Here is a 23,601-nt window from a genome sequence, read left to right as displayed (position 1 = left end):
GGGGAGGCCGCTGCTCGCAGCGGCCTTTTCCTGCGCGGTTTGAGTCCGCAGCCGCGCTGACCTATCACCATCTTGGGGAGGATGGATCACGCTATCCATGACCAACGTCGTCTCGCTCAACAATGTCGATCACGCCGATCTCAAGCTGGTTCGGGCCGATGCCGGGGCGGAAACGGCGATCAATCAGGCATTGGTTTTTCCTAACGAATTCGAGCAGCTTCAGCGCGAATTCCCGATCCTGTTCCGCAAGGGGCCCGACGAGGCCTTTCAGGCGGTGGTGCTGCTCGGGCTCGATCGCGACGAAAACCTGTTCGTGGTCGACCAGCGGTGGCGCACGCGGATCGTGCCTGCCTTGCTTCAGCGCGGGCCGTTTTCGATCGGGATTCCCGCGCAAGGTGGCGAGGATGCCGGGCCGATGATCCATGTCGATCTCGACGATCCGCGCGTCAGCCGCACCGAGGGGGTGGCGCTATTTCACGATCATGGCGGCAATACGCCGCTGCTCGATCATATCGCCGCGGTGTTGCGGACGATCTATGCCGGGCTCGATCTGTCGGCGCCGATGTTCGCGGCGTTCGAGGCGGAGGGGCTGATCGAGAATGCGGCGCTGACGATCGCGCTGGACGACGCGCATCGCTATCGGCTCAACGATTATTACACACTCGATGCCGAGCGGTTTGCTTCGCTTGACGGGGCCGCGCTCGAACGGCTGCATCGAGCGGGTTTCCTGGGTTGCGCGATGTGGGCGCTGTCGTCGCTTGGCAATATCGCGCGGCTGATCGAACTAAAGAACGAGCGGCGGCATGGCTGAGCCGCCGCCACTGCGCCGCACACGCGTGATCGAGGCCGGGGCGGGGCGGGTCGATTTCGAGGCGCTGCTAGCCGAGCAAACCCCGACCGTCATTCGCGGGCTCGGGCGCGCGCTGCCGCTGGTCGCCGCGGGGCTGGAATCGCCCGAGGCGGCGATGGCGTATATCGCGCGCTTCGATGCGGGGTTTCCGCTGACGGTTTTCACCGGAAGGCCCGACATCAAGGGCCGCTATTTCTATAAGGACGATCTGACCGCGCTCGATTTCGAGGCTGAACGCATGCCGCTGGGCGAGGTGTTCGCACGGATCGTCGCGCGTCTCGACGATCCCGACGGCCCCAGTATCTACGTCGGCTCGACCGATCTCGATCACTATTTTCCCGGCCTCGGCGCCACCGACACGCTCGATCTCGCCGAACCGATGTTCGCCGATCACCCGCCGCTCGTCAGCATCTGGATGGGCAATCGGACGGTGGCGGCGACGCATTACGACATGTCGAACAACATCGCCTGTGCAATGGTTGGGCGGCGGCGGTTCACGCTGTTTCCACCCGATCAGGTGGCGAACCTCTATCCGGGCCCGCTCGAGCCGACTCCGGGCGGGCAAGTGGTGAGCATGGTCGATGCCCGTGCCCCCGATCTCGATCGCTTCCCGCGCTTCGCCGAGGCGCTGGCCGCCGCCGAAATCGCCGATCTCGAACCCGGCGATGCGCTGATCTACCCGGCGTTGTGGTGGCATCAGGTCGAGGCGCTCGACCGGTTCAACGTGCTCATCAATTATTGGTGGAACAAGGTGCCTGCATTCATGGATACGCCGATGACGACGCTGCTGCACGGCCTGCTGAGCCTGCGCGACCGGCCCGATCACGAGAAGCAGGCGTGGCGCGCGATGTTCGATTATTATGTGTTCGGCGATCCCCGACAGGCCGGCGCGCACCTGCCGCCACAGGCACGCGGCGATCTCGCGCCGATCGATGCGATGCGTGCGCGTCGGCTGCGCGCCAAACTGTTGCAGAGGCTCAACCGATGACCGCGACGGCGGCCGACCGGCAGGGTGCGCCCAGGCCCCGCGTGGTGATCGCCGGTGGCGGCACCGCGGGCTGGATCGCCGCCGCCGCGCTGGTCCAGCAGCTTGGCCCGTTGCTCGACATCACCTTGGTCGAATCGGACGAGATCGGCACCGTCGGGGTGGGGGAATCGACCATTCCCACCACGCGTGGTTTCCACAGCCTGATCGGCCTCGATGAACGCCTGCTGGTCCGTGAGACCGGCTCGACCTTCAAGCTCGGCATCCTGTTCGAGGAATGGGCGGGCCCCGGCGATCGCTACATCCATTCGTTCGGCGAGGTCGGCAAATCGATCTGGATGGCGCCGTTCCATCATCTGTGGATGCAGGGCCGGGCGTGGGATGTCGCGGGCGAGCTGGGCGATTATTGCTACGAACTCCAGGCCGCCAAGGCGCTCAAATTCGCGACCGGCAAGGGCGCGCGGATCAACTACGCCTATCATCTCGACGCCACCGCTTATGGCCGGTTGCTGCGCAGCCAGGCCGAGCCCGCCGGGGTCCGCCGCGTCGAAGGCCGGATCACGACGATCGAACAAGACCCCGAAACCGGGATGCTCACCGCGCTGGTGCTGCAATCGGGCATGCGGATCGAGGGCGATTTCTTCATCGACTGCACCGGTTTCCGCGCGATGCTGATCGGGCAGACGCTGGGCGTGGGGTTTGAGGATTGGGGGCATTGGCTCACCACCGATCGTGCGATCGCGGTGCAGACGACGCCCGTCGAAGCGCCCGTGCCCTATACGCGCGTCATCGCGCACGAGGCCGGCTGGCGTTGGGAAATCCCGCTTCGTCACCGGATGGGCAACGGGCTGGTCTATTCGAGCGCCTATCTCGACGACGACGCCGCACGGACGCGGCTGGTCGGCGCGATCCGTGGCGAGATGCTCGCCGAGCCGCGGGTGATCCGTTACGCGACTGGGCGGCGACGCAAGGCATGGGAGAAGAATTGCGTCGCGCTCGGGCTTGCGGGCGGGTTCGTCGAGCCGCTCGAATCGACCAGCATCCACCTGATGCAGATCGCCATCACGCGGCTGATCCAGTCATTTCCCTTCGGCGGCGACACCAGCGCGCTCGCCGAGCGCTTCAACGCACAGTCGCAAGCCGAGATCGAGCGCGTCCGCGATTTCATAATCCTGCACTACAAGCTCGCCGAGCGGAACGACACGCCGTTCTGGAAAATGTGCCGGGAGATGGCGATCCCCGCGTCGCTCGAGGAACGGATCGCGCTCTTTGTCGAAAGCGCGGTCGCCTATCAGGGCGCCGACGATCTGTTTCGCGTCGATTCGTGGGTGCAGGTGATGCTGGGGCAGGGGATCACGCCGCGCAGCTTCCACGCCGTCGGGCAATTGCTCGGCCCCGACAAGCTCAAGACCTCGCTCGCCGACCTCAAGCGCAACATCGCCGATGCGGTTGCGGCGATGCCCTCGCACGCCGATTTCCTGCGCGATTATTGCGAGCAATCTAGCCCGGCGTGAAGATCCCGAACGGGTCGTTCGCCACCAGCATCGCATCATCGCGCGCGAGCGCCACGAGCGTGAGGTCGTGCGCGCGGGCGTGATCGATCGCGAGCGTCGTCGGCGCGGAAATCCCCACCAGCAAAGGCGCGCGCGCGACCAATGCCTTGTCGACCATCTCGAAGCTGATGCGCGATGTGACGAGCAGAAAGCCATCCGCCACCGCGCTCGACCGCGCGCCATCCCCGATCAGTTTGTCGAGCGCGTTGTGGCGCCCAACATCCTCGAATGCGGCGAGGATCACGCCACTGGTATCGCACCGCGCGGCGGCATGGACCGCGCCGGTCGCGCGGTTGAGCGGCTGATGATCGCGCAGGCTCGCCAGCGCGGCGAACAGCGCGGCTGGCGTGACATCGGGGCATGGCGGCGGCGCGGGGAGGGGGCGGATGACCTGTTCGAGCCCCGCGATCCCGCACAGCCCGCAACCGGTGTCGCTGGTGCGGTGGCGGACGCGATCGTGGATGCGCCCCGCACAATGCTCGGCCAGGATGATGCGAACGATGATCCCCGCGGGCGTCTCGGCAATGTCGATGTCGCGAAGGTCGGCGGCACGGTCGGCGAGGCGCTCGGTGAGCATGAAGCCGGTCGCGAACTCGACGAGTGCGGCGGGGGTCATCATCATCACCGCATAGCCGAGGCCGTTGACCTCGATCGCGACCGGCGCCTCGACCGCGACGTCGCGCGTGCCCGGCCGGGTGCTTGCGGGGGTGAGGATGCTCACCGTTTCGACGCGCGATGACGTCATAGCGCCGCGAGGTCCGCCGGGGTGTTGATATTGACGAGCGGCGTGGCGGCAGCGATCGGGGTCGCCCCGACCGCCTCGGCCCAGCCCCGGATCGACAGCCGCGGGTTCTTGCCCGCCGCCTCGCCAACCGGCCCGATATGGCGGAGCAGCGCGTCGGCCGCGCTGGCGGGCCAATGGCCGAGGATCGGGGCGTCGGCGCAATAGCTCGGCAGCGTGGCGATCAGTCGCGCCATCAGGTCGCCGGGAACGCGCGGCATGTCACAGCCGATCGTCAGCACCGAGGCGAAACCGTTGCGATGCGCATGATCGAGCGCCGCCGCGATCCCGCCCAGGGGACCAAGGCCGGGTTGCGGACGATCGCCAAGGCACGTCCCCCCCTCCATCTCGCGACCGCACACCACCAACGCATCGACAGCCCCGCACAGCGCATCGGCGGCGTGGTCGATCAGCCGTCGGCCGCCAAGATCGGCGAGCGCCTTGTCGCTTCCGAAGCGGCGCGCGGCGCCGCCGGCGATGATTGCGCCGAGGATCGTGTCGGCCATTCTGTTCCTCCTCGGTGCCCGGTCAAACGTTACGATGCGCATGCGAAGATTTTCGCGGGCGTACTGATCTTGCACGCACGATCGTTCAGCCCATGTTGCCACGATGGGCGCTTCGATCCTAGATGCGCCCCGATCCAGACGAGCTCGATCCAGACGAGGCAGATTCCGCGACATGACGACCCATTCGACCCGTATGCTCATCCTCGGCTCCGGCCCCGCCGGGCTTTCCGCTGCGATCTACGGCGCGCGCGCGGGGATGAAGCCGATCCTCGTTCAGGGCATCCAGCCCGGCGGGCAGCTCATGACGACCACCGATGTCGAGAATTATCCGGGCTTTGCCGATGTCATCCAGGGCCCCTGGCTGATGGAGCAGATGCAGAAACAGGCCGAGCATGTCGGCACCAATCTCGTCTGGGATACGATCGTCGATGTCGATCTGTCGCGGCGGCCGTTCCGGCTGACCGGCGACAGCGGCGATGTCTACGAAGGCGATGTGCTCGTCATCGCCACCGGCGCGCAGGCCAAATGGCTCGGGCTCGACAGCGAAGAGGCGATGAAGGGCAAGGGCGTTTCCGCCTGCGCGACGTGCGACGGCTTCTTCTACCGCGGCAAGAAGGTCGCGGTGATCGGTGGCGGCAACACCGCGGTCGAGGAGGCATTGTACCTCACCAACCATTCGCCCGACGTCACGCTGATCCACCGCCGCGACAGCTTGCGCGCCGAACGCATCCTTCAGGAGCGGTTGTTCGCGCACAAGGGCATCAAGGTGCTGTGGAACAAGGAAGTCCACCGGTTCGTCGGCGGCGGCAGCCCCGAGGGACTGGTCGCGCTCGAGCTCAAGGATATGGTGACGGGTGAACTCTCGACACTCGATGTCGAGGGCGGATTCGTTGCGATCGGCCACCATCCCGCGACCGAATTGTTCCGCGGCCATCTCGAGCTCGACAAGGACAGCTATATCAAGGTCGAGCCGGGCAGCACGCGCACCTCGATCCCCGGCGTGTTCGCGTGCGGCGACGTGATGGACAAAATCTATCGTCAGGCGGTGACGGCGGCTGGTACCGGCTGCATGGCCGCGCTCGACGCCGAGAAATTCCTCGCCGAAGCCGATTTCGAGAAGGTCGCCGAAGCGGCGGAATAAGCGGGGCAGGAGGAACGATTTCCGTTCGCCCTGAGCCTGTCGAAGGGCGTTCTCCTAGCAGTGCTTCGACAAGCTCAGCACGAACGGTCGTCGAAAATTGCGCTGGCGATTGCCTGATACAATGCCTCGCCATCCGGCTTCCGCGCGAAACTGTGCGAGCCCGTGTCGATCTCTACCGTCGCCCCCGTCCAACCACGCGTGCGCGCAGCGTCAGCAAAGGCGATCGCGGTGGCGTCGCCCGTGGCAAGGATCACCGTCGTAGCGGGGGACAATGCAGCGAATACGCAATCGGCGAGCGCGTTTTCTACTTGAGAAGATTTTTCTGAAACCTTCTTCAAGCCACTGATTAATTTTCCAACGCTGACGCCACCCTTTAACGCGCGCAGCCATGCCCGCGGATCGCGCAGCCGCTCGGCATAATGCGCGCGTATCGCGGCGGCGGGGGGCAGATCGTCGTCGCTTTCGACGACCCACGGATTGGCGAGGATCAGCCGATCAACCCCTGCATCGTGCCCAAACAGCGCCAGCGCGGTCGCGGCGTCACAATTGCCGAACCCGACGATCGCGGTGAGGTGCGGCACCGCCTCTCGAAACGCGCGGACGGCGGCGGCAATATCGGGCGCCGAGGCGGCATAACCCTTATTTTCGCCGCTCGAATCGCCGATCCCACGCCGATCGAACCGAAACACCGGCGTCCCCGCCGCCGCAAGCCGCGCGCCGAGCAACGCCATGCCCCGGTGCGCGCCGATGCGGATCTCGTTGCCGCCCGAAACGATCAGCAGCCCCGTCGTCCCCGACACCGCGTCGAGCGTGCCGACCAGCGTCTCGCCCGCACAGGGGAAGGCGATCAACTGCCGCATGTTCCGATCCAGTCCGCGATATCGCCCGCAAGCATCTCTGCAAGCGTACAATCATTGCCGGGCTCACTCCGGCGCCACAAGGGCGCGCCGGCCACCTTGCGGTTCGCATCGCGCGGATCGCTGTCCAGCCGAACAACGCGCGCCCGGTCTGTCCGATCGGGCATCGTCTCCTGCAGGTCGCCCAGCAATGCGTGCGACACGATATTGCCCGCGATCTCGATCAGCCCGTCCGAGGCGTCGAGGACGATGTCGTCGCGCGCCTCATCGGCAAGGCGCCTGGTGCGCAGCAGGTCGCGGACCAGCGCGGCGCCGTCCTGCGGCGCGAACAGCCACCGGCTTTGCGCGGGAGTGGCTCGGGTCAGCAGGCCGCCACTGCGGATCGCGGCGATATGGACGCGTGTCGGTCCCAAGGCCGTGATGAGCGACGAAATAGCATTATTCCAATCGCTAAATCTGATTTGTTCGAGTGAAATTTCGCTTTCGCCTTGGCCCGGCAGATCGGGCAATACGCTGGCGATGCCGCGTTCGGCGAGCGCGCGCAGCATCGTCACGCCGAAGCTGCGGGAACGATTGGCTTCCTCGAACAGCGGTGGGACGAGGATGACGATCGGGCCCGTATCGGGGCCGAAGCGAAGCATCGCTTCGCGCCCGCGGGCCCAATCGTAATGGTCGATCACACCGCCTCGGTCATTGTAGCGCCTTGTTTGCCGCGAACCTGGTGAGCGCGCCGAAGGTTTCGAGCATCTCGCCATCGACCTCGTCATCCTCGATCAGGATATTCAGCCGGTCTTCCAATTCGGTAAACACGCCCGCGACCGCCATCGAATCGAGTTCGGGCAGCGCGCCGAACAGCGGGGTCTGATCGTCGAATGCCGCTGCACGCTCGGGTGAAATCCCCAATACGTCGCGCAACACGGCACGAATGATGACGTCGATCTGAGCCTTACCTTCTGGAACCACACGCCCCCTCCCATGGTGCGGCGCCGCATTAATCGCTGACCGGAGGCGGGACAAGTGTTTCGCGCACGCCGGGTTTCCGGCTAGAGGCGGAAAGCATGATCGATCCCGATCCCGTGCCGCACCCGATCGACCACCTGCCGACGCGCGGGCGCCCCGATGCCGTGGCGATCGAGGATCGCGCAGGCACGCTCACTTATGCCGAACTCGAGGCCCGTGTTGGCGCGGCCGCAGCGTGGCTGATGGCGCAGCGATTGCGGCCGGGTGACCGGGTCGCAAGCTGGCTTCCCAAGACGCGGCTCGCCTGTGTGCTGCCGCTCGCGGCGCCGCGCGCCGGGCTGATCCATGTGCCGATCAACCCGCTGCTCAAGCGCGCGCAGGTCGCGCATATCCTCGCCGATAGTGGTGCCGCGATGCTGGTGAGCCAGCCCGCGCGGCTTGCAACGCTGGCGGCGGGCGACGTGCCCAAGGCCTGCCGTATCGTGCCCGAGGACGACGTCGCCACTGGCGGGGAGGCGATGCCCCCATCGGGGGCCGATCCCGATTCGCTCGCCGCGATCCTCTACACCTCGGGCTCCACCGGGCGCCCCAAGGGGGTGATGCTGAGCCACGCCAATCTATGGCTCGGCGCGATCAGCGTCGCGCATTATCTTAAGCTTACACCCAACGATCGCGTGCTTGGCGTGTTGCCGCTGAGTTTCGATTACGGTCAGAATCAATTGTTCTCGAGTTGGGCGGCGGGCGGGCGGGTGGTGCCGCTCGATTATCTGCTGCCGCGCGATGTCATGAAGGCGGTTGAGCGGTTCGCCATCACCACGCTCGCCGGCGTGCCGCCGCTGTGGGTCCAATTGCTTGAGATTGACTGGACAGAAAATACTGCTTCCAACTTGAAACGAATGACAAATTCAGGTGGCGCGCTCACCCGGTCACTGGTGCGCGGGTTGCGAACCCGCTTCCCGCGGGCCGATCTCTACGCGATGTATGGGCTGACCGAGGCGTTCCGCTCGACCTTCCTCGATCCGGCGCTGATCGACGCGCATCCCGACGCGATGGGCAGAGCGATCCCCTTTGCCGAGGTGATGGCGGTGGCTGCCGATGGAACGCAGGCCAAACCGGGCGAGGCCGGCGAACTCGTTCATGCCGGGCCGCTGGTTGCCCAAGGCTATTGGAACGATCCCGAGCGCACCGCGCAGCGCTTTCGTCCCGCGCCCGCTTTTTCGCGCGAAGGCGGGACCGCCGTCTGGTCGGGTGATACCGTGATCGAGGGGGTGGACGGCCTGTTCCACTTCGTCGGGCGTGACGATGAGATGATCAAAAGCGCGGGCAACCGGATCAGCCCGACCGAGATCGAGGAGGCGGTGCTGCGCGGCGGCGAGGTGGCTGAGGCGGCGGCGTTTGGCGTCGCCGACGATCGGCTCGGTCAGGCAATCGTGATCGTCGCGCGTGCCGCCGGTGACGCCGAGGTGGCAGAACGAAACTTGCGCGCGCGGCTGCGGCGTGATCTGCCGAGTTTCATGCAACCCACCCGCTACGAATGGCGCGATTCCTTGCCGCGCAACGCCAACGGCAAGCTCGATCGCGCAGCGCTGCGTGGGGCTTTGGCGCCATGAAGCCGATCGGGCCGATCCCGCCCGATTTCGCGGGCCAGCAGGGCGATCTGATGATCGGCGGGCGCAGCGCGGCGGCATGGATCGCCGAGGCTGGTGAGACACCGCTGTTCGTCTACGACATGGCGGCGGTTGCGGCCCGGATCGCGCGGTTGCGCGCGGCGATGCCCGCGACGCTCGACGTGCATTATGCGATCAAGGCGAACCCGTTCGCGCCGCTGCTCACCGCGATCGCGCCGTTGGTCGACGGGTTCGACATCGCCTCGGTGGGCGAGCTCGCGCGGATCGACGGGCTGATGCCCCCGGCGCGGATCAGTTTCGCCGGACCGGGCAAGACCGACGCCGAGCTTGCCGCTGCGATACGTGCCGAGGTGACGATCAACCTCGAATCCGACAGCGAAGCAACGCGTGCGCTGGTAATCGCCGATCGGCTGGGGGTGACGCCACGGCTGGCGGTGCGCGTGAACCCCGATCTCGAATTGCGCGGATCGGGGATGCGGATGGGCGGGCGCGCCTCGCCGTTCGGGATCGATGCCGACCGTGCCGGGGCGCTGGTGCGCCGCCTGATCGACGCAGGCGCCGATTGGCGCGGTTTCCACATCTTTGCGGGCTCGCAGGCGCTCGATGCGCAGGCGATCATCGAGACTCAGGCGGCAACGCTTGCGCTCGCGGCAAGGCTGGCGGACGGGGCGGGCGCGGCGCCGCCATTGGTCAATCTGGGCGGTGGTTTCGGCGTGCCCCATTTCGCGGGCGACAAAACGCTCGACGTCGAGGCGATCGGGGCGGCGCTGGGTGAGGCCCTGGCGTCACGCGCGGCAATCCTCGCCGACAGCCGGTTTGCGATCGAACTGGGCCGGTGGCTGGTGGCCGAGGCGGGGGTGTATCTGACGCGGATCATCGATCGCAAAACCAGCCACGGCGAGACCTTTCTGGTCGTCGATGGCGGGCTTCACCACCAACTCGCGGCCTCGGGTAATTTCGGCACCGTGGTGCGCCGCAACTATCCGATCGCGGTCGCGCACCGCATGGGCGCGGCCGCGGACGATGAGGTTACTGTCGTCGGCTGCCTGTGTACGCCGCTCGACCGGCTTGGCGATCATGTCGTGCTACCACGCGCCGAAACGGGTGACGTCATCGCGATTTTCCTGGCTGGCGCCTATGGCGCGTCCGCGAGCCCGGCGGGGTTCTTAAGTCACGCCCCCGCGCCCGAATTGCTGGCCCACGGCCGTCAATCCTAACGCTATCTTCACCTCTTGACCGCATAGCCCGGGGCTGATCACGGCGCACGGTTGGAGACGACGTCACCTCCGGCCGGCCCGCGTGGGAGGTTACGAATATGGGTCTGGCGCGCTATTCAACGGCATTCATGGCACCCGCCGCGCTGGGATTGGCGCTGGCGGGATGTGCCGGCAGCGATCGCCCTCAACTGCCGCCGGCGACCTTTGTCGCGCAGCAACAGGTGGCGGGCGAGCAATATATCATCGGCCCGCTAGACAAGTTGAACATCTTCGTCTGGCGCAATCCCGAACTGTCGTCGCAGGTCCAGGTGCGGCCCGACGGGCGGATCACCACGCCGCTCGTCAGCGACATGCCGGCGGTGGGCAAGACCCCCGCGATGCTCGCCGACGACATGAAGATCGCGCTCAGCCAATATATCCAGGACCCGATCGTCTCGGTGATCGTCGAGAATTTCTCGGGCACCTTCAGCCAGCAGATCCGCATCGTCGGCGCGACCGAAAAGCCCGCCGCGCTGCCCTATCGCGCCAACATGACGCTGCTCGACGCGATGATCGCGGTCGGCGGATTGTCGGAGTTCGCCGCGGGCAATCGCGCGCGGCTGATCCGCTTCGATCGGGCGACCGGCAAGCAGAAGGAATATGCGCTCAAGCTCGCCGATCTGCTCAAGAACGGGGATACCCGTGCCAACGTCCAGCTTGAACCGGGGGATGTGATCATCATCCCCGAGAGCATGTTCTGAGGGGCGCGCGGTGACCGGTCTCTACGACGAACTCCGCCTCGCGCTGCACGCGGTCTGGCAACGACGCTGGATCGCGCTGGCGGCGGCATGGGCGATCGCGCTGCTCGGTTGGCTCGCTGTCTCGCAGATCCCCAACAGTTACGAATCGCGGGCACGCGTGTTCGTGCAGATGAACTCGATCCTGCCGGGCAAGCTCGGCATCACCGCCGCCGATCAGTTGAAGGATGTCGATCGCATCCGCCAGACACTGGCGTCGTCGGTCAATCTTCAAAAGGTCGTGCGCGGCACCGATCTCGCGGCGACGGCCTCCAACGACAAGGATATCGCGGCACGCGCCGCCGGGCTCAAGAGCGCGGTGAAGGTGACCGCGCAGCAGGACAATCTGTTCGAGATCACCGCGACCGCGGCCAGCCCCAAGCTGGCGCATGACATCGTCCAGAAGCTGATCGACATTTTCGTCGAGGAAAATCTGGCCGGCGACCGCACCGAAACCACCGAATCGCTGGGTTTTCTCGACGCACAGCTTGTCCAGCGCCAGCGCCAGCTTCAGGCCGCCGATCAGAAGCGCGCCGATTTCAACGCGCAATATCTCGGTTCGCTGCCGGGCACGGGCTCGCTCGAGGACCGGATCAGCGCCGCGCGCAGCCAGTTGGCGCAAGTCGATTCGGATCTTGCTGCCGCGCAATCGAGCCTGACTGCGGTCAATGGCCAGATGGCGAGCACGCCCGCGACGGTCGCGGGGCCGGGTGGCACCACTTATGGTCCGGCGCGGGCGCGGGTGGCCGCGATCAATGGCCAGCTCGCCGATGCGCGCGCGCGTGGTTTCACCGATTCGCATCCCGATGTGATCGCGCTCACCAACCAGCTCAAGACCGCGCAGGCCGCCGCCGCGCGCGAACCGCTGAGCGCGACCGGCGGATCGCCCAACCCGCTTTATATGTCGCTCCAGTCGATGCAGGCCGAAAAGGCATCGAGTGTCGCCTCGCTGCTGTCGCGCAAGCAGCAGCTTCAGGGCGATCTCAGCACACTGCAAACGCGGCTTGCGGCCGACCCCGGCGTCGCTGCGCAACAAGCCCAGCTTGAACGCGATTATCTCGTGCTCAAAACGCAATATGACAAAATTCTCGGTGACCGGGAGGATCTCAAGCTGCGCAGCCAGGCGCAGACACAGACCGACGCGATCAAGTTCAACGTCGTCGATCCGCCGACCAGCCCGAGTATGCCGACCTCGCCCAATCGCGTGTTGCTGCTCACCGCAGTGCTGCTCGTCGGGTTGGGCGGCGGGGTTGGCGTCGCGTTCGGGCTGAGCCAGCTCACCACCACCTTCGCGACCACGCCGCGTCTCGAACGCGCAACCGGGCTGCCGGTGATCGGCTCGGTCGGGCTGATGCTGAGCGATGCCGAACGCGCGCTGCGGGCCAGAAGGCTACGTTTGTTCGCGGGGGGCACCGCCGCGCTGGTGGTGGCCTATGTCGCGTTGCTGGGGGTCGAATTCCTCCAGCGCGGGCTGGCAGCGTGAGGAGGCGCGCATGAACGACGCCACACCCCGCCGACTCAGAGGTTCGCTCATCGAGCGCGCCGATGCGGCCTATGACTTTCAGGCGCTGTTGCGGGGCACCGCACCACGCGTGGTGGAACGGGTCACGGTCACTACGCCCGAGCCGGTTGTGGTTGCCGCACCCGTGGCGGTGGCCGAACCGGTGCAGCCCGCGCCCCGCCCGCTGCAATCGGGCATCGCGCTGATCGATCGCGATCGGCTGGTAAGCAAGCATCTGCTGGTGCCTGGTGCGCCGGTGGGGGCGCTTGCTGAGGAGTTCCGCCAGATCAAGCGTCAGGTGCTGCTCACCGCGCGCGCGGTGCGTGGTGAGGCCGGCGACGTCAAATCGCGGATGGTGCTCGTCTGTTCGGCCAATCCCGATGAGGGCAAGACCTTCAGCGCGATCAACCTCGCAATTTCGATTGCCGCCGAAAAGAATGTCGAAGTGCTGCTGGTCGAAGGCGATTGCGCCAAGCCCGATCTGCTCCATCGGCTCGGCATCGCCGAAGCGCCGGGGCTGCTTGATGCGATTGCCGACGACGCGCTCGATATCGAGGCCTGCGTCATTCGCACCGACATTCCGCAATTGAGCGTGCTCGCCGCGGGTACCCGCAGCCATGACGACACCGAATTGCTGTCGAGCGATCGCGCCGGCGCGCTGCTCGATGCGCTGGTCGCGGCCGATCCGCGCCGGATCGTGATTTTCGATTCGCCGCCCGCGCTCGCCGCGTCGCCCGCCGCGGTGTTCGCGAGCCGGGTGGGGCAGGTGATGATGGTGGTGCGCGCCGATCGCACCGCCGAGAGCGAATTGCGCGAGGCGATCCAGATTCTCGACGGGTGCGAGCACGTCAATCTGGTGCTCAACGCGGTGTCCTTCACCGCCGGCCGCCCGCGTTTCGGCAGTTATTACGGCCTTTATGGCGAGGAGATTCCGAAGTGATCCGCGCAACCAGCTTCGCGGGGGCCCTGGCGCTGCTCGGCGCCGCTACCCCCGCGCTTGCCCAACACAAGGAGATCTCCCCCTATATCGAGATCAGCCAGGTGCTGACCGACAATTTCACGACCGGTGACGTGCTGACCTATTCGCAGGTCGCCGCCGGGGTCGATGCCGCGATCACGACGCACAACGCGACCGCGCAAGTCAACTACCGTTACGAACATTCCTTCTCATGGGACAAGCACACCAGCGACAGCGACGTCCATCAGGGGCTCGCGCGCGCGGCGGTGGGTGTCGGGCAGGCACTGACGATCGAGGGCGGGGCACTCGCGACGCGGGCGCGATCGGATATTCGCGGTGCCGCGACCGGGTTTGACGGGCCGCAGGTCGATAATATGACGCAGGTCTACGCCTTTTATGTCGGCCCCCGCGTGGCGACGCGCGCAGGCCCGGTGGATCTGACCGCGAGCTACCGGCTCGGCTATGTCAAGGTCGACGCGCCGGGTTTCACCGGGCTTGGACCCGATGTTCCGCGGCTCGACGCCTATGACGATTCGACCAGCCATAGCGTGCTGGTCAGCGCGGGGGTGCGCCCCGGCGCGGTCGCGCCGGTGGGGGTGACGGTCAGCGCGGGATACGAACGCGAGGATGCGGGGCAGCTCGACCAGCGTTATGAGGACAAATATGTTCGCGGCGACGTGCTCGTCCCGGTGTCGGCGACCGTCGCGCTGACGGCGGGCGTGGGCTATGAAGAACTCCAGACCAGCCAGAAAGACGCGCTGCTCGATGCGGACGGTAACCCGGTGATCGACGGCAAGGGCCGCTTCGTCACCGATCCGGCCTCACCCCAGCGGATCGCCTATCGCACCGACGGCATCTATTGGGACGCCGGTGTCGTCTGGCGGCCCAGCCCGCGCACCGCCTTCGAGGCGCATGTCGGCCGGCGCTACGATTCGTGGGTTTATTTCGGCTCGCTCAGCCACGCCATGTCGGAAACCAGCGGGTTGCGGGTCGTGGTCTACGATCAGGTCGATACGTTCGGGCGCCAGCTCCGCAACGGGATTGCCGGGTTGCCGACCAGCTTCACCACGCTGCGCGACCAGTTCAGCGGCGCCTATACGGGCTGCACCTTCGGCACCAGCGGTTCGGAAGTCGGCGGCTGCCTCAACGACGTGTTCCAGTCGATCTCGACCGCAAGCTATCGTGCGCGCGGCGTCGATGGCGTGATCTACGCCAGCAAGGGGCCGCTGCGGATGGGCTTCGGCGCGGGCTATGCCCACCGCAAGCTCTATGCCCCCAACACGCCCACCGGCGCGGTGACCTATGGGATCAATGACCAGAGCGTCTACGGCCAGTTCTTCGTCCAGCGCGCGCTCGACGCCAATTCGTCGATCGAAGGCAATGTGTTCGCCAACTGGTTCGATCCGGGCTTTGTCGGCGCGGAGAACATCATCTCGACGGGAACGGTGGGCACCTATTACCGCACCTTCGGGCGGCTCGGCGCGACCGCTTCGCTCGGCCTCTACACGTTCGACACCAAATCCACCGAAGCAGAGGTGACCGGCCAGGCGCTGGTCGGGCTGCGCTATCAGTTCTGATGATGACCGGCACTTCTGACGATTACGGGCGCCCCACAGGCAGGAAAGCGACGATGTACGAAGACCAATACGGATTGAGCGGCCGGCCTTTCGCGCTGACACCCGATCCGCGCTTCTGGTTCGAGACCGCCACGCACCGCAAGGCGATGGCGTATCTCGGCTATGGCCTGTCGCAGGGCGAGGGCTTCATCGTCGTCACCGGCGATATCGGCGCGGGCAAGACCACGCTGGTCGGCCATCTCGTCGATACGATCGATCCCACACGGCTCAAGGTCATCACGCTGGTTTCGACGCAGATGGACCCCGAGGATCTGCTGCGGCTGGTCGCCGACGGGCTCGGGATCGAGGGGCAGGGCCTTGCCAAGGCCGATCTGCTCAAGCGGATCGAACAGGGGCTTCACGCCGTCGCCCGCGACGGGCGCCGTACTTTGCTGATCGTCGACGAGGTGCAGGCGCTGCCCACCGATTCGCTCGAAGAGCTCAGGATGCTTTCGAACATCCAGGCGGGCGGGCAGCCGCTGCTCCAGATCGTGCTGCTCGGCCAGCCCGAGTTTCGCGATCGCCTCCACGGGTCGGACCGGCTCGAACAATTGCGCCAGCGCGTGATCGCGATCCACCATCTCGATCCGATGGAGCCCGAGGAGATCGAGCCCTATATGCGGCATCGCCTCGCGCTGGTCGGCTGGCAGGGCAAGCCCGATTTCGCGCCCGACGCGTTCGTCGCGATGCACGAGGCGACCGGCGGCGTGCCGCGGATCGTCAACCAGCTTGCCGGGCGCGTCATGCTGTTCGCGGCGATGGACCGGATCGCGACGATCGACGCCGAGGTGATCGATGCGGTGATCGACGATCTCGCCGCCGACGTCCACCATCCCGCGCCGCAACCGATCGCCGACGCCGCCAAAGCCGCGACCGTCCCGTCGATCGACGAGGCGATGCAGCGGATCGCGATGCTCGAAGCGCGCGTCGAGGATCAGGATGCCGCGCTCCGCCGCGTGTTGACGCTGCTCGTCGATTGGGTCGAGGGTGGTGACAGCCAGCGCAGCGAGCCCGTGATGGGCAGCAGCGCGGCCTGAGGGGGGCGCGTGTGACGATGCTCAACGGCCTGTCGGTCGATGTCGAGGACTGGTTCCAGGTCGGTGCGTTCGAAACGGTGATCGCGAAGGCCGATTGGGATCGGCTGCCGCAGCGCGTCGAGCGCAACACCGATGCGGTGCTCGCGCTGTTCGGCGAAACGGGGGTCAAGGCGACCTTCTTCACGCTCGGCTGGGTGGCGCATCGCTACCCTGCGCTGATCCGCCGGATTGTCGATGCCGGCCACGAAATCGCGAGCCACGGCTGGGACCACCAGCGCGTGTTCACGATGGACGCGGCCACTTTCCGCGCCGATCTCGTTCGCGCCCGTGCTGCGCTCGAGGATGCGGGCGGCACGGCCGTCACCGGCTATCGCGCGCCGAGCTTCTCGATCGATACGCGCACGCCCTGGGCGCATCCCGAGCTAGCCGAGGCGGGCTACATCTATTCGTCGAGCGTTGCGCCGGTGGTCCACGACCATTATGGCTGGCCCGAGGCATCGCGCTTCGCGTTCCGCCCGCTCGCCGATAGCGGCCTGATCGAGCTTCCCGTCACCACGGCCCGCATCCGCGGCCGCAATTATGCAACTGGCGGCGGGTTTTTCCGTCTATTTCCGAGTGCTTACACTAATTGGGCAATACGCCGTGTCAATCGCAAGGACGCACGCCCGGCTGTGTTCTATTTCCACCCGTGGGAGATCGATCCCGGCCAGCCGCGCGTCGCTGAGGCGCCGCTCAAATCGAAGCTGCGCCATTACGCGCGGCTCGGTGCGATGGCGGGCAAGCTGCGCGGGCTGATCGCGCACCACGCCTGGGGACGGGTCGATGCGGTCGCGGTGCAAGAGGCGGCGCGGCTCGGATGACGATGGCCCTGCTTGATCCCCCGCTGGCGCTCCGCATTGCCGATCTCGGTGACACCGCCGATTGCGCGCGGATCGACGATTTCGTGCGCGCGCATCGCGGCACGCCGTTTCATTGTACCGGCTGGAGCCGGGCGGTCGAGCGCGGCTGCGGCCAGCGCGCGCATTATCTGGTCGCCGAGACCGCCGCCGGCGCGATCGCGGGCGTGCTCCCGACCAATGCGGTCCGATCGCCGTTGTTCGGCGCGGCGCTGGTGTCGGCGGGGTTTGCGGTCGATGGCGGCGTGCTGGGCGGGGATGCCGCGCTTGGCCCGCTGAGCCGGGCGGCATGGGCGCTCGCCGAGCAATTGCGCTGCCCGACGCTCGAACTGCGCGGCGGCCCGGTTCCCGGCGACGGCTGGCAGGTCGACGAGACCACCTATGTCGGCTTCGCGCGCGACCTCGCCGCCGACGACGCCGCCCAATTGACCGCGATCCCGCGCAAGCAGCGCGCCGAGGTCCGCAAGGCGCTCGCGCATGATTTCGAGATCGCGATCGGCAATGACGCCGCCGCCGCGCGCGCCCATTATGCGGTCTATGCCGAATCGGTGCGCAACCTCGGCACACCGGTTTTTCCGGCCGCCTTGTTCCGCGCCATGCTCGATCAATTCGGCAATGCCGCCGATGTGCTCACCGTCCGTCATCAAGGTCGCGCGGTGGCGAGCGTCCTCAGTTTCTATGTCAACGATACAGTCTATCCCTATTGGGGGGGCGGTACTTTCGAGGCGCGCGGGCTGCGCGCCAATGACGCGATGTATTACGCACTGATGTGCCACGCCCGGTCGCGCGGCTGCACGCGGTTCGATTTCGGGCGCTCGAAAATCGGCACCGGCGCGGCGGCGTTCAAGAAGAATTGGGGGTTCGACCCCGAACCGCTCGCTTATGCCGTGCGCACCGCCGACGGCGCGGCGAAGCGCGAGATCAACCCGCTGAGCCCGCGCTATCGCTTGCAGGTGCGCGTCTGGCAGAAACTGCCGCTGTGGCTCGCCAATTTCATGGGGCCGTGGATCGCCAAGGGGCTGGGGTGATGGAACTCCTCTTCCTCGCGCACCGCGTGCCTTATCCGCCCGACCGCGGCGACAAGATCCGCAGCTTTCATCTCCTCAAGCACCTCGCGGGCCGGGCAAAGGTCCATCTCGTCGCCTTCACCGACGATAATCGCGATCTCGCGCATAGCGAAGCGCTAGGCGAATGGACCGCGACCCGCACGCTTATCCGCCGCCAAAAGGGGCAGGCGCGCGCCGCGATCGAAGCGCTGGCAACCGGTAGGCCCGTCTCGCTCACCGCCTTCGCCGATTCCGCGGTTTCAGAGGCGTGTTCGGGCATCCTCTCAGCACATCCGATCGATACGATCTTCTGTTTTTCCGGGCAGATGGCACAATATCTTCCCTCACAGGCGCAACGTATCATCATGGATTTCGTTGACGTGGATTCGGCCAAATTCGCCGGTTATGCCAACGATGCCAGCGTGCCGATGGCATGGATGATGCGGCGTGAGGCGCGACTGCTCGGCGCGTTCGAGCGCGAGATTGCGGCGCGCGCCGACGCCAGCCTGTTCGTCAGCGCGGCCGAGGCCGATCTGTTCCGTGCAGGCGGCGGCAAGGGCAGGGTGGTTGCGATCGAGAACGGCATCGATACTGTGCGGTTCGATCCCGAAGCGGCATTCGAGCCGGCCGACGCGCCGCGCCCGCTGATCGTCTTCACCGGCCAGATGGATTACCGGCCGAACGTGGAGGCGGTGCGCTGGTTCGCGGACGCTATCCTGCCGCGCATCCGCCAAACGCATGACGCCAATTTCGCGATCGTTGGCCGCAACCCCGATCCGGCGGTGACCGCGCTCGCATCCCCGCATGTCATCGTCACCGGCGAAGTGGCCGACGTTCGGGGCTGGCTCGCGGCGGCATCGGTCGCCGTCGCGCCGCTCAAGCTCGCGCGCGGGGTGCAGAACAAGGTGCTCGAGGCGATGGCGATGGCGCGCCCGGTGGTCGCCTCGGCCGCCGCCGCCGAGGGGATCCACCATGACGGCACGATCCGCATCGGCCGCAACGCCGACACCATTGCCGACGCCGTAACGTCATTGCTCGACAATCCCACCGATGCCGCCGTGCTTGGCGTTGCGGCGCGCGCGCGCGTCATCAAGCGCTACGGCTGGTCCGCCCGCCTCGCGCCGCTCGATGCGTTGCTGGGGTTGGACGCCCGCAGGAATGCGGCATGACGGCAGTGGCGGTATCACCCGAGGTCGAGATTGTCCGCCCGCTGGGCGTCTGGCGGCGGCATCTGATCGCGCTGGGCGCGGTTGCGGTCGCGATCCTCCTTCTGTTTCGCGGCGATGTCGCCGATCTCACGCATCTGTGGTGGACGAGCACGACCTTCGGGCATTGCCTGTTCATCGGCCCCGTCCTCGCCTGGCTGGCATGGCAGCGCCGCGACGATCTCGCGCAGCTCACGCCAACAGCGTGGTGGCCGGGGCTCGTATTGGTGGTCGCGGGCGGCGTCGGCTGGCTGATGGGCGACGCGGCAAGCGTCGCGCTCGCGCGCCAGCTTGGGCTGGTGATGATGCTCCAGGGCGCGGTGGTGACCTTGCTCGGTCCGGCGGTTGCGCGTGGGCTGCTGTTTCCGCTCGTTTATGCGGTGTTCCTCGTGCCGTTCGGCGAATCGCTCGAAGGCCCGCTTCAGGACGTGACGGTGGCGATGATCATGCCGCTGCTCCACCTGTTCGGCGTGCCGGCGGCGGTCGATGGCGTGCTCATCACGATCCCCAATGGCTATTTCGAGGTTGCCGAGGCGTGTTCGGGCGCCAAGTTCGTGATCGCGATGATCGCTTACGGCACGCTGGTCGCCAACGTCTGCTACGTCTCATGGGCGCGCCGCGCGGCATTCATGGTGATGGCGCTGGTGGTGCCCGTGCTCGCCAATGGGCTGCGCGCGTTCGGCACGATCTACGCCGCGCATCTCACCTCGGTGGAACAGGCAACCGGCTACGATCATATCGTCTATGGCTGGATCTTCTTCGGGCTGGTGATGGCGGCCGTGCTCGCGATCGGCTGGAAATGGTTCGATCGCGATCCGCGCGCGCGCTGGTTCGATCCCGCGACGCTGCAAGCGCCGCCGCGCCACCCGATCGGTTTGCTCCTCGGCGCGGCATTGGTGCTCGCGCTGGCATCGGTTTTTCCCTTGTGGTCGGCGGCAATCGACGGTCGGGCGGCGTTGCCCGATCAGATCGACCTGCCCGACGTGCCCGGCTGGCACCGCGCGCCGATCGCCACCAAGGCGCCGTGGACGCCTTATTATCCGGGCACCGATCACTTTCTCGTCGGCCGCTATACCGATGGTACGGCGGCGGTCGACATCGCGATCGCGGTGTTCGCCGATCAGCATGAGGGCAAGGAACTCATCTCGTTCGGCACCGGCGTGCTGCGCGAAGACGATATATGGGTGCGCGTCCAGAATCAGCCGGCGATCGCGGGCGGTTCAGTGATGCGGATTACGCATCCCGGCCCGGTCGAACGGATCGTCGCGACGTGGTACGTGGTCGGCGATGTCGTCACCGCCAGCCCGAATCGCGTGAAGCTCGAAACGCTCAAGGTCCGTTTGCTGGGCGGCGATCACCGCGCGGCCGCGATCCATCTGTCGGCGGAGGTGACGCCCGGCGCCGATCCGCGCGCGGCGATCGCCCGCTTCGCCCACGCGCTCGGCCCGCTCGATCGGCTGATCGACAAGACGATCGCGCCATGAGTACGGCACTCCCTCCGTTCGCCCTGAGCTTGTCGAAGGGCCGTTTTTCTCTGCCGGGGCGGAAAGAAGAACGGTGCTTCGACAGGCTCAGCACGAACGGATTCAGGGGGCGCTGATGTGCGGCATTGCGGGGCTGTTCTATCCCGCGACTCCCAAGCCGGTCGATCCGCAGCGCATCGCGAAGATGATCGAGGTGCAGGCGCATCGCGGCCCCGACGGCAGCGGCGTATGGACCGCAGCCGGGGTCGGTTTCGGTCATCGGCGACTGTCGATCATCGATCTTGGCGGCGGCGCGCAGCCGATGGCGACCGCCGACGAACGCATCACCGTCACCTATAATGGCGAAATCTATAATTTTCACGAGGTCCGCGCCGAGCTTGAGGCCAAGGGCGCACGCTTCCGCACCGACAGCGATACCGAGGTGCTGCTCCACGGCTGGCGGCTGTGGGGGCCGGGGATGCTCGCGCGCCTGAACGGCATGTTCGCCTTCGCGCTCCACGATGCGGCGACGCAGAGCCTGTTTCTCGCGCGTGATCGGCTCGGGGTGAAGCCGCTATATTATGTCGAGCTGGCCGATGGTGCGCTGGCCTTCGCGTCCGAATTGAAGGGGCTGCTCGCGCACCCGCTGCTGCGGCGCACGCCCGATATCCGCGCGGTCGAGGATTTCATGGCGTTCGGCTATGTCCCCGACGATGCCTGTATCGTGGCGGGGGTGAAGAAGCTCGCCGCCGGGCATTGCCTGCTGGTCGAACGCGGCAAACCCGTGCCGCAGCCGGTGCAATATTGGGATCTGGATTTCTCCAACCGCGCGCGCGGCTCGGCAAATGCGCTCGAAGAGGAACTGGTGGATCGGATGCGCACCGCGGTGCGCGCGCGGATGGTGGCGGATGTGCCGCTGGGCGCGTTCCTCTCGGGCGGGGTCGACAGCTCGGCGGTGGTCGCGCTGATGGCCGAGGCGTCGAGCCGCGCGGTCAAGACCTGTACGATCGGCTTCGACGAGGCCGGGCATGACGAGCGCCGCTTCGCCACCGAGGTCGCGCGCCGCTTCGCGACCGATCACCGCGAGCGGATCGTTGCGCCCGACGATTTCTCGATCATCGATCGCCTCGTCACCGCGTTCGACGAGCCCTTCGCCGATGCCTCGGCGCTTGCCACCTATCGGGTGTGCGAACTCGCGCGCGAGAATGTGACGGTGGCGCTCTCGGGCGACGGCGCGGACGAGGCGCTCGCGGGCTATCGCCGCTATAAATTCCAGCACGCCGAGGAACGTGTGCGTGGGCTGCTCCCCGCCGGGCTGCGCGCGGGTGTGTTTGGGCGGCTCGGCAACGCTTATCCCAAGCTCGATTGGGCGCCGCGCCCGTTGCGGTTCAAATCGACGCTGCTCGCGCTCGCCGACGATGGCGATGAAGCCTATGCCCGCGCCGTCGGGGTCACCACGCCGGCACTCAGGGCATTGCTCTTCACCGATGGCGCGAAACGCGCGCTGGGCGGGCACCGCGCCGAGGAACGCTATATCGCGACGATGCGCGATGCGCCCGCGCGCGACGCGCTCGATCGCGCGCAATATGCCGATATCAAGCATTGGCTGTCCGGCGACATCCTGACCAAGAGTGATCGCACCAGCATGGCCGTCAGCCTTGAGGCGCGCGAGCCGCTGCTCGATTACCGCCTGCTCGAATTTGCGGCCACGCTGCCGGTCTCGATGCGGCTGCGGCGCGGGCAGGGCAAATGGCTGATGAAGAAGGCGATGGAACGCTATCTGCCGCAAAACGTGCTCTATCGCCCCAAGATGGGGTTCGTGACCCCGATCAGCGCGTGGTTCCGTGGGGCGCTGGCCGATGAGGCGCAGGGGCTGGCGGTCTCAAAGACGCTCTCCGCCACCGGCTGGTTCGATATGCGCACGATCCAGCGCCTCGCCGAGGAGCACCGAGCCGGCAAGGCCGAGCACGGGCGGACGTTGTGGCAATTGATGATGCTCGAACGCTCGATGGCGCGGGTGTTCGGATAGGGTTTGAGTGCCTCCGAGATTTTGAATTTGGAAGGAAGGACTATGGGGAGAGGTAGCTATCACGGCGGCGGCACAGTCATTGGTTTTGGCAGGCTCTGGTCTGATTGGGGAGACTTTCCAACCAAGGAGCAGCCTGCTAGGCGTCGCAAACTTCGAGCTGTAAAACGAAACAATAAAGGAGGGCAGGAAAAAGAAATATTGCTTGTCAGAAACGGTGGTGCCGTTCCAGTCTCTCGTAATCTTCTTAAGGCTCACGAGAGATCTAAGCATCTTCCAATAACAAAGGCAGAGTTGTTAAAGAAGATGGGCGTGTCGCGTAAGGCGCTAACTGGAAAACACCGCGGAGCAATATTGAAGAGCTTATTGGACAAGGGTGTGCTTCTTCCAACGGGCCTTCCAAACCCAGATAGTCCACAAGTTTTATCTATCATAAGAAAAAAGAAGAATTTTAAATAATCTGCCGTTGAGGTATTAGAGCGGGATGACGTGGGATTGAATCGATAGGGGATTCACGAGGGCGTATAGATGTGATTCAAGATGCTGGCTGGGCATGGAGGCCAGCGAGCATGGCGCGACCTTATTCGATGGACCTGCGT

The 23,601-nt window shown here is 66.1% G+C and carries 22 protein-coding genes; 17 read left to right on the top strand and 5 right to left on the bottom strand.

Translation table 11 applies throughout. From position 1 onward, the window contains the following. Nucleotides 1-97: 97 nt before the first annotated feature. From NFE57_RS14415 to NFE57_RS14405, 3 genes are read left to right on the top strand one after another with little or no spacing between them, the layout of a single operon-like run. A complete protein-coding gene (locus NFE57_RS14415; protein WP_252136292.1) occupies nucleotides 98-811 on the top strand; it encodes a SapC family protein in 714 nt (237 codons plus the stop codon). Beyond that, a complete protein-coding gene (locus tag NFE57_RS14410; protein WP_252136291.1) occupies nucleotides 804-1,838 on the top strand; it encodes a cupin-like domain-containing protein in 1,035 nt (344 codons plus the stop codon). The genes NFE57_RS14415 and NFE57_RS14410 overlap by 8 nt, the downstream gene beginning before the upstream one ends. Further along, a complete protein-coding gene (locus NFE57_RS14405) occupies nucleotides 1,835-3,349 on the top strand; it encodes a tryptophan halogenase family protein (protein ID WP_252136290.1) in 1,515 nt (504 codons plus the stop codon). The genes NFE57_RS14410 and NFE57_RS14405 overlap by 4 nt, the downstream gene beginning before the upstream one ends. Here NFE57_RS14405 and fdhD read toward each other — a convergent pair. Together fdhD and mobA are read right to left on the bottom strand one after the other, a co-directional pair. After that, complete coding sequence (gene fdhD, locus NFE57_RS14400) at nucleotides 3,336-4,133, bottom strand: formate dehydrogenase accessory sulfurtransferase FdhD (RefSeq protein WP_252136289.1); 798 nt, start codon at nucleotides 4,131-4,133, stop codon at nucleotides 3,336-3,338. The genes NFE57_RS14405 and fdhD overlap by 14 nt on opposite strands. Further along, nucleotides 4,130-4,675, bottom strand: a complete 546-nt coding sequence (mobA, locus tag NFE57_RS14395; RefSeq protein WP_252136288.1) for a molybdenum cofactor guanylyltransferase — start codon at nucleotides 4,673-4,675, stop codon at nucleotides 4,130-4,132. Before mobA ends, fdhD begins: the two co-directional genes overlap by 4 nt. A 172-nt stretch (nucleotides 4,676-4,847) precedes the next feature. On the opposite strand from mobA, the gene trxB reads away from it, so the two are divergent. Then, complete coding sequence (gene trxB / locus NFE57_RS14390) at nucleotides 4,848-5,816, top strand: thioredoxin-disulfide reductase (protein ID WP_252136287.1); 969 nt, start codon at nucleotides 4,848-4,850, stop codon at nucleotides 5,814-5,816. A gap of 74 nt (nucleotides 5,817-5,890) precedes the next feature. Here the strand turns inward: trxB and NFE57_RS14385 are convergent, their stop codons facing one another. The 3 genes from NFE57_RS14385 to NFE57_RS14375 are packed head-to-tail and all read right to left on the bottom strand — an operon-like array spanning nucleotide 5,891 to nucleotide 7,636. After that, nucleotides 5,891-6,676: a hydrolase 1, exosortase A system-associated gene (locus NFE57_RS14385; RefSeq protein ID WP_252136286.1), complete on the bottom strand. Its 786-nt coding sequence runs from the start codon at nucleotides 6,674-6,676 to the stop codon at nucleotides 5,891-5,893. After that, complete coding sequence (locus NFE57_RS14380) at nucleotides 6,664-7,353, bottom strand: alpha/beta hydrolase family protein (RefSeq protein ID WP_252136285.1); 690 nt, start codon at nucleotides 7,351-7,353, stop codon at nucleotides 6,664-6,666. The genes NFE57_RS14385 and NFE57_RS14380 overlap by 13 nt, the downstream gene beginning before the upstream one ends. Nucleotides 7,354-7,363: 10 nt before the next feature. Further along, nucleotides 7,364-7,636: an acyl carrier protein gene (locus tag NFE57_RS14375; protein ID WP_252136284.1), complete on the bottom strand. Its 273-nt coding sequence runs from the start codon at nucleotides 7,634-7,636 to the stop codon at nucleotides 7,364-7,366. Nucleotides 7,637-7,731: 95 nt separating this feature from the next. On the opposite strand from NFE57_RS14375, the gene NFE57_RS14370 reads away from it, so the two are divergent. The 13 genes from NFE57_RS14370 (at nucleotide 7,732) to NFE57_RS14310 (ending at nucleotide 23,461) form a co-directional block, all read left to right on the top strand. After that, nucleotides 7,732-9,243, top strand: a complete 1,512-nt coding sequence (locus NFE57_RS14370) for an acyl-CoA ligase (AMP-forming), exosortase A system-associated (protein ID WP_252136283.1) — start codon at nucleotides 7,732-7,734, stop codon at nucleotides 9,241-9,243. Beyond that, nucleotides 9,240-10,478 carry a pyridoxal-dependent decarboxylase, exosortase A system-associated gene (locus NFE57_RS14365; protein WP_252136282.1) on the top strand — a complete coding sequence of 413 codons (1,239 nt, stop codon included), beginning with the start codon at nucleotides 9,240-9,242 and terminating at the stop codon, nucleotides 10,476-10,478. Before NFE57_RS14370 ends, NFE57_RS14365 begins: the two co-directional genes overlap by 4 nt. A gap of 98 nt (nucleotides 10,479-10,576) precedes the next feature. After that, nucleotides 10,577-11,218, top strand: a complete 642-nt coding sequence (locus NFE57_RS14360; protein WP_382280742.1) for an XrtA/PEP-CTERM system exopolysaccharide export protein — start codon at nucleotides 10,577-10,579, stop codon at nucleotides 11,216-11,218. A gap of 10 nt (nucleotides 11,219-11,228) precedes the next feature. After that, complete coding sequence (locus tag NFE57_RS14355) at nucleotides 11,229-12,737, top strand: XrtA system polysaccharide chain length determinant (protein WP_252136281.1); 1,509 nt, start codon at nucleotides 11,229-11,231, stop codon at nucleotides 12,735-12,737. A gap of 10 nt (nucleotides 12,738-12,747) precedes the next feature. Beyond that, a complete protein-coding gene (locus tag NFE57_RS14350) occupies nucleotides 12,748-13,695 on the top strand; it encodes a P-loop NTPase family protein (RefSeq protein ID WP_252136280.1) in 948 nt (315 codons plus the stop codon). Beyond that, the gene (locus NFE57_RS14345; protein ID WP_252136279.1) at nucleotides 13,692-15,290 is read left to right on the top strand and encodes a hypothetical protein; all 1,599 of its coding nucleotides are present in this window, start codon (nucleotides 13,692-13,694) and stop codon (nucleotides 15,288-15,290) included. The genes NFE57_RS14350 and NFE57_RS14345 overlap by 4 nt, the downstream gene beginning before the upstream one ends. 53 nt (nucleotides 15,291-15,343) lie before the next feature. Next, on the top strand, nucleotides 15,344-16,366 hold the full coding sequence (locus tag NFE57_RS14340) for an ExeA family protein (RefSeq protein WP_252136278.1): 1,023 nt from the start codon (nucleotides 15,344-15,346) through the stop codon (nucleotides 16,364-16,366). A 17-nt stretch (nucleotides 16,367-16,383) separates the two neighbouring features. Further along, nucleotides 16,384-17,226, top strand: coding sequence for an XrtA system polysaccharide deacetylase (locus NFE57_RS14335; protein WP_252136323.1), 843 nt, complete (start codon nucleotides 16,384-16,386; stop codon nucleotides 17,224-17,226). After that, nucleotides 17,223-18,290, top strand: coding sequence for a FemAB family XrtA/PEP-CTERM system-associated protein (locus NFE57_RS14330; protein ID WP_252136277.1), 1,068 nt, complete (start codon nucleotides 17,223-17,225; stop codon nucleotides 18,288-18,290). The genes NFE57_RS14335 and NFE57_RS14330 overlap by 4 nt, the downstream gene beginning before the upstream one ends. Beyond that, on the top strand, nucleotides 18,290-19,477 hold the full coding sequence (locus tag NFE57_RS14325) for a TIGR03087 family PEP-CTERM/XrtA system glycosyltransferase (RefSeq protein ID WP_252136276.1): 1,188 nt from the start codon (nucleotides 18,290-18,292) through the stop codon (nucleotides 19,475-19,477). Before NFE57_RS14330 ends, NFE57_RS14325 begins: the two co-directional genes overlap by 1 nt. Beyond that, entirely contained in the window at nucleotides 19,474-20,997 is a 1,524-nt protein-coding gene (xrtA, locus tag NFE57_RS14320) for an exosortase A (protein WP_252136275.1), read from the top strand. Before NFE57_RS14325 ends, xrtA begins: the two co-directional genes overlap by 4 nt. Nucleotides 20,998-21,112: 115 nt before the next feature. After that, nucleotides 21,113-23,005, top strand: coding sequence for an XrtA/PEP-CTERM system amidotransferase (locus NFE57_RS14315; RefSeq protein ID WP_252136322.1), 1,893 nt, complete (start codon nucleotides 21,113-21,115; stop codon nucleotides 23,003-23,005). A gap of 42 nt (nucleotides 23,006-23,047) precedes the next feature. Next, complete coding sequence (locus NFE57_RS14310) at nucleotides 23,048-23,461, top strand: hypothetical protein (RefSeq protein WP_252136274.1); 414 nt, start codon at nucleotides 23,048-23,050, stop codon at nucleotides 23,459-23,461. The last annotated feature ends 140 nt before the right edge of the window (nucleotides 23,462-23,601 follow it).

This window comes from Hephaestia sp. MAHUQ-44 (assembly GCF_023806085.1).
GTDB lineage: Bacteria > Pseudomonadota > Alphaproteobacteria > Sphingomonadales > Sphingomonadaceae > Sphingomonas.
This window is presented reverse-complemented; position numbering and strand designations above follow the sequence as displayed.

What these genes read in the sequence shown, in the direction of transcription:
- NFE57_RS14415 (WP_252136292.1), top strand. Translation starts at nt 98, where the DNA reads ATGACCAACGTCGTCTCGCTCAACAATGTCGATCACGCCGATCTCAAG.
- NFE57_RS14410 (WP_252136291.1), top strand. Translation starts at nt 804, where the DNA reads ATGGCTGAGCCGCCGCCACTGCGCCGCACACGCGTGATCGAGGCCGGG.
- NFE57_RS14405 (WP_252136290.1), top strand. Translation starts at nt 1,835, where the DNA reads ATGACCGCGACGGCGGCCGACCGGCAGGGTGCGCCCAGGCCCCGCGTG.
- fdhD (WP_252136289.1), bottom strand. Translation starts at nt 4,133, where the DNA reads ATGACGTCATCGCGCGTCGAAACGGTGAGCATCCTCACCCCCGCAAGC.
- mobA (WP_252136288.1), bottom strand. Translation starts at nt 4,675, where the DNA reads ATGGCCGACACGATCCTCGGCGCAATCATCGCCGGCGGCGCCGCGCGC.
- trxB (WP_252136287.1), top strand. Translation starts at nt 4,848, where the DNA reads ATGACGACCCATTCGACCCGTATGCTCATCCTCGGCTCCGGCCCCGCC.
- NFE57_RS14385 (WP_252136286.1), bottom strand. Translation starts at nt 6,676, where the DNA reads ATGCGGCAGTTGATCGCCTTCCCCTGTGCGGGCGAGACGCTGGTCGGC.
- NFE57_RS14370 (WP_252136283.1), top strand. Translation starts at nt 7,732, where the DNA reads ATGATCGATCCCGATCCCGTGCCGCACCCGATCGACCACCTGCCGACG.
- NFE57_RS14365 (WP_252136282.1), top strand. Translation starts at nt 9,240, where the DNA reads ATGAAGCCGATCGGGCCGATCCCGCCCGATTTCGCGGGCCAGCAGGGC.
- NFE57_RS14360 (WP_382280742.1), top strand. Translation starts at nt 10,577, where the DNA reads ATGGGTCTGGCGCGCTATTCAACGGCATTCATGGCACCCGCCGCGCTG.
- NFE57_RS14350 (WP_252136280.1), top strand. Translation starts at nt 12,748, where the DNA reads ATGAACGACGCCACACCCCGCCGACTCAGAGGTTCGCTCATCGAGCGC.
- NFE57_RS14340 (WP_252136278.1), top strand. Translation starts at nt 15,344, where the DNA reads ATGTACGAAGACCAATACGGATTGAGCGGCCGGCCTTTCGCGCTGACA.
- NFE57_RS14335 (WP_252136323.1), top strand. Translation starts at nt 16,384, where the DNA reads ATGCTCAACGGCCTGTCGGTCGATGTCGAGGACTGGTTCCAGGTCGGT.
- NFE57_RS14330 (WP_252136277.1), top strand. Translation starts at nt 17,223, where the DNA reads ATGACGATGGCCCTGCTTGATCCCCCGCTGGCGCTCCGCATTGCCGAT.
- NFE57_RS14325 (WP_252136276.1), top strand. Translation starts at nt 18,290, where the DNA reads ATGGAACTCCTCTTCCTCGCGCACCGCGTGCCTTATCCGCCCGACCGC.
- xrtA (WP_252136275.1), top strand. Translation starts at nt 19,474, where the DNA reads ATGACGGCAGTGGCGGTATCACCCGAGGTCGAGATTGTCCGCCCGCTG.
- NFE57_RS14315 (WP_252136322.1), top strand. Translation starts at nt 21,113, where the DNA reads ATGTGCGGCATTGCGGGGCTGTTCTATCCCGCGACTCCCAAGCCGGTC.
- NFE57_RS14310 (WP_252136274.1), top strand. Translation starts at nt 23,048, where the DNA reads ATGGGGAGAGGTAGCTATCACGGCGGCGGCACAGTCATTGGTTTTGGC.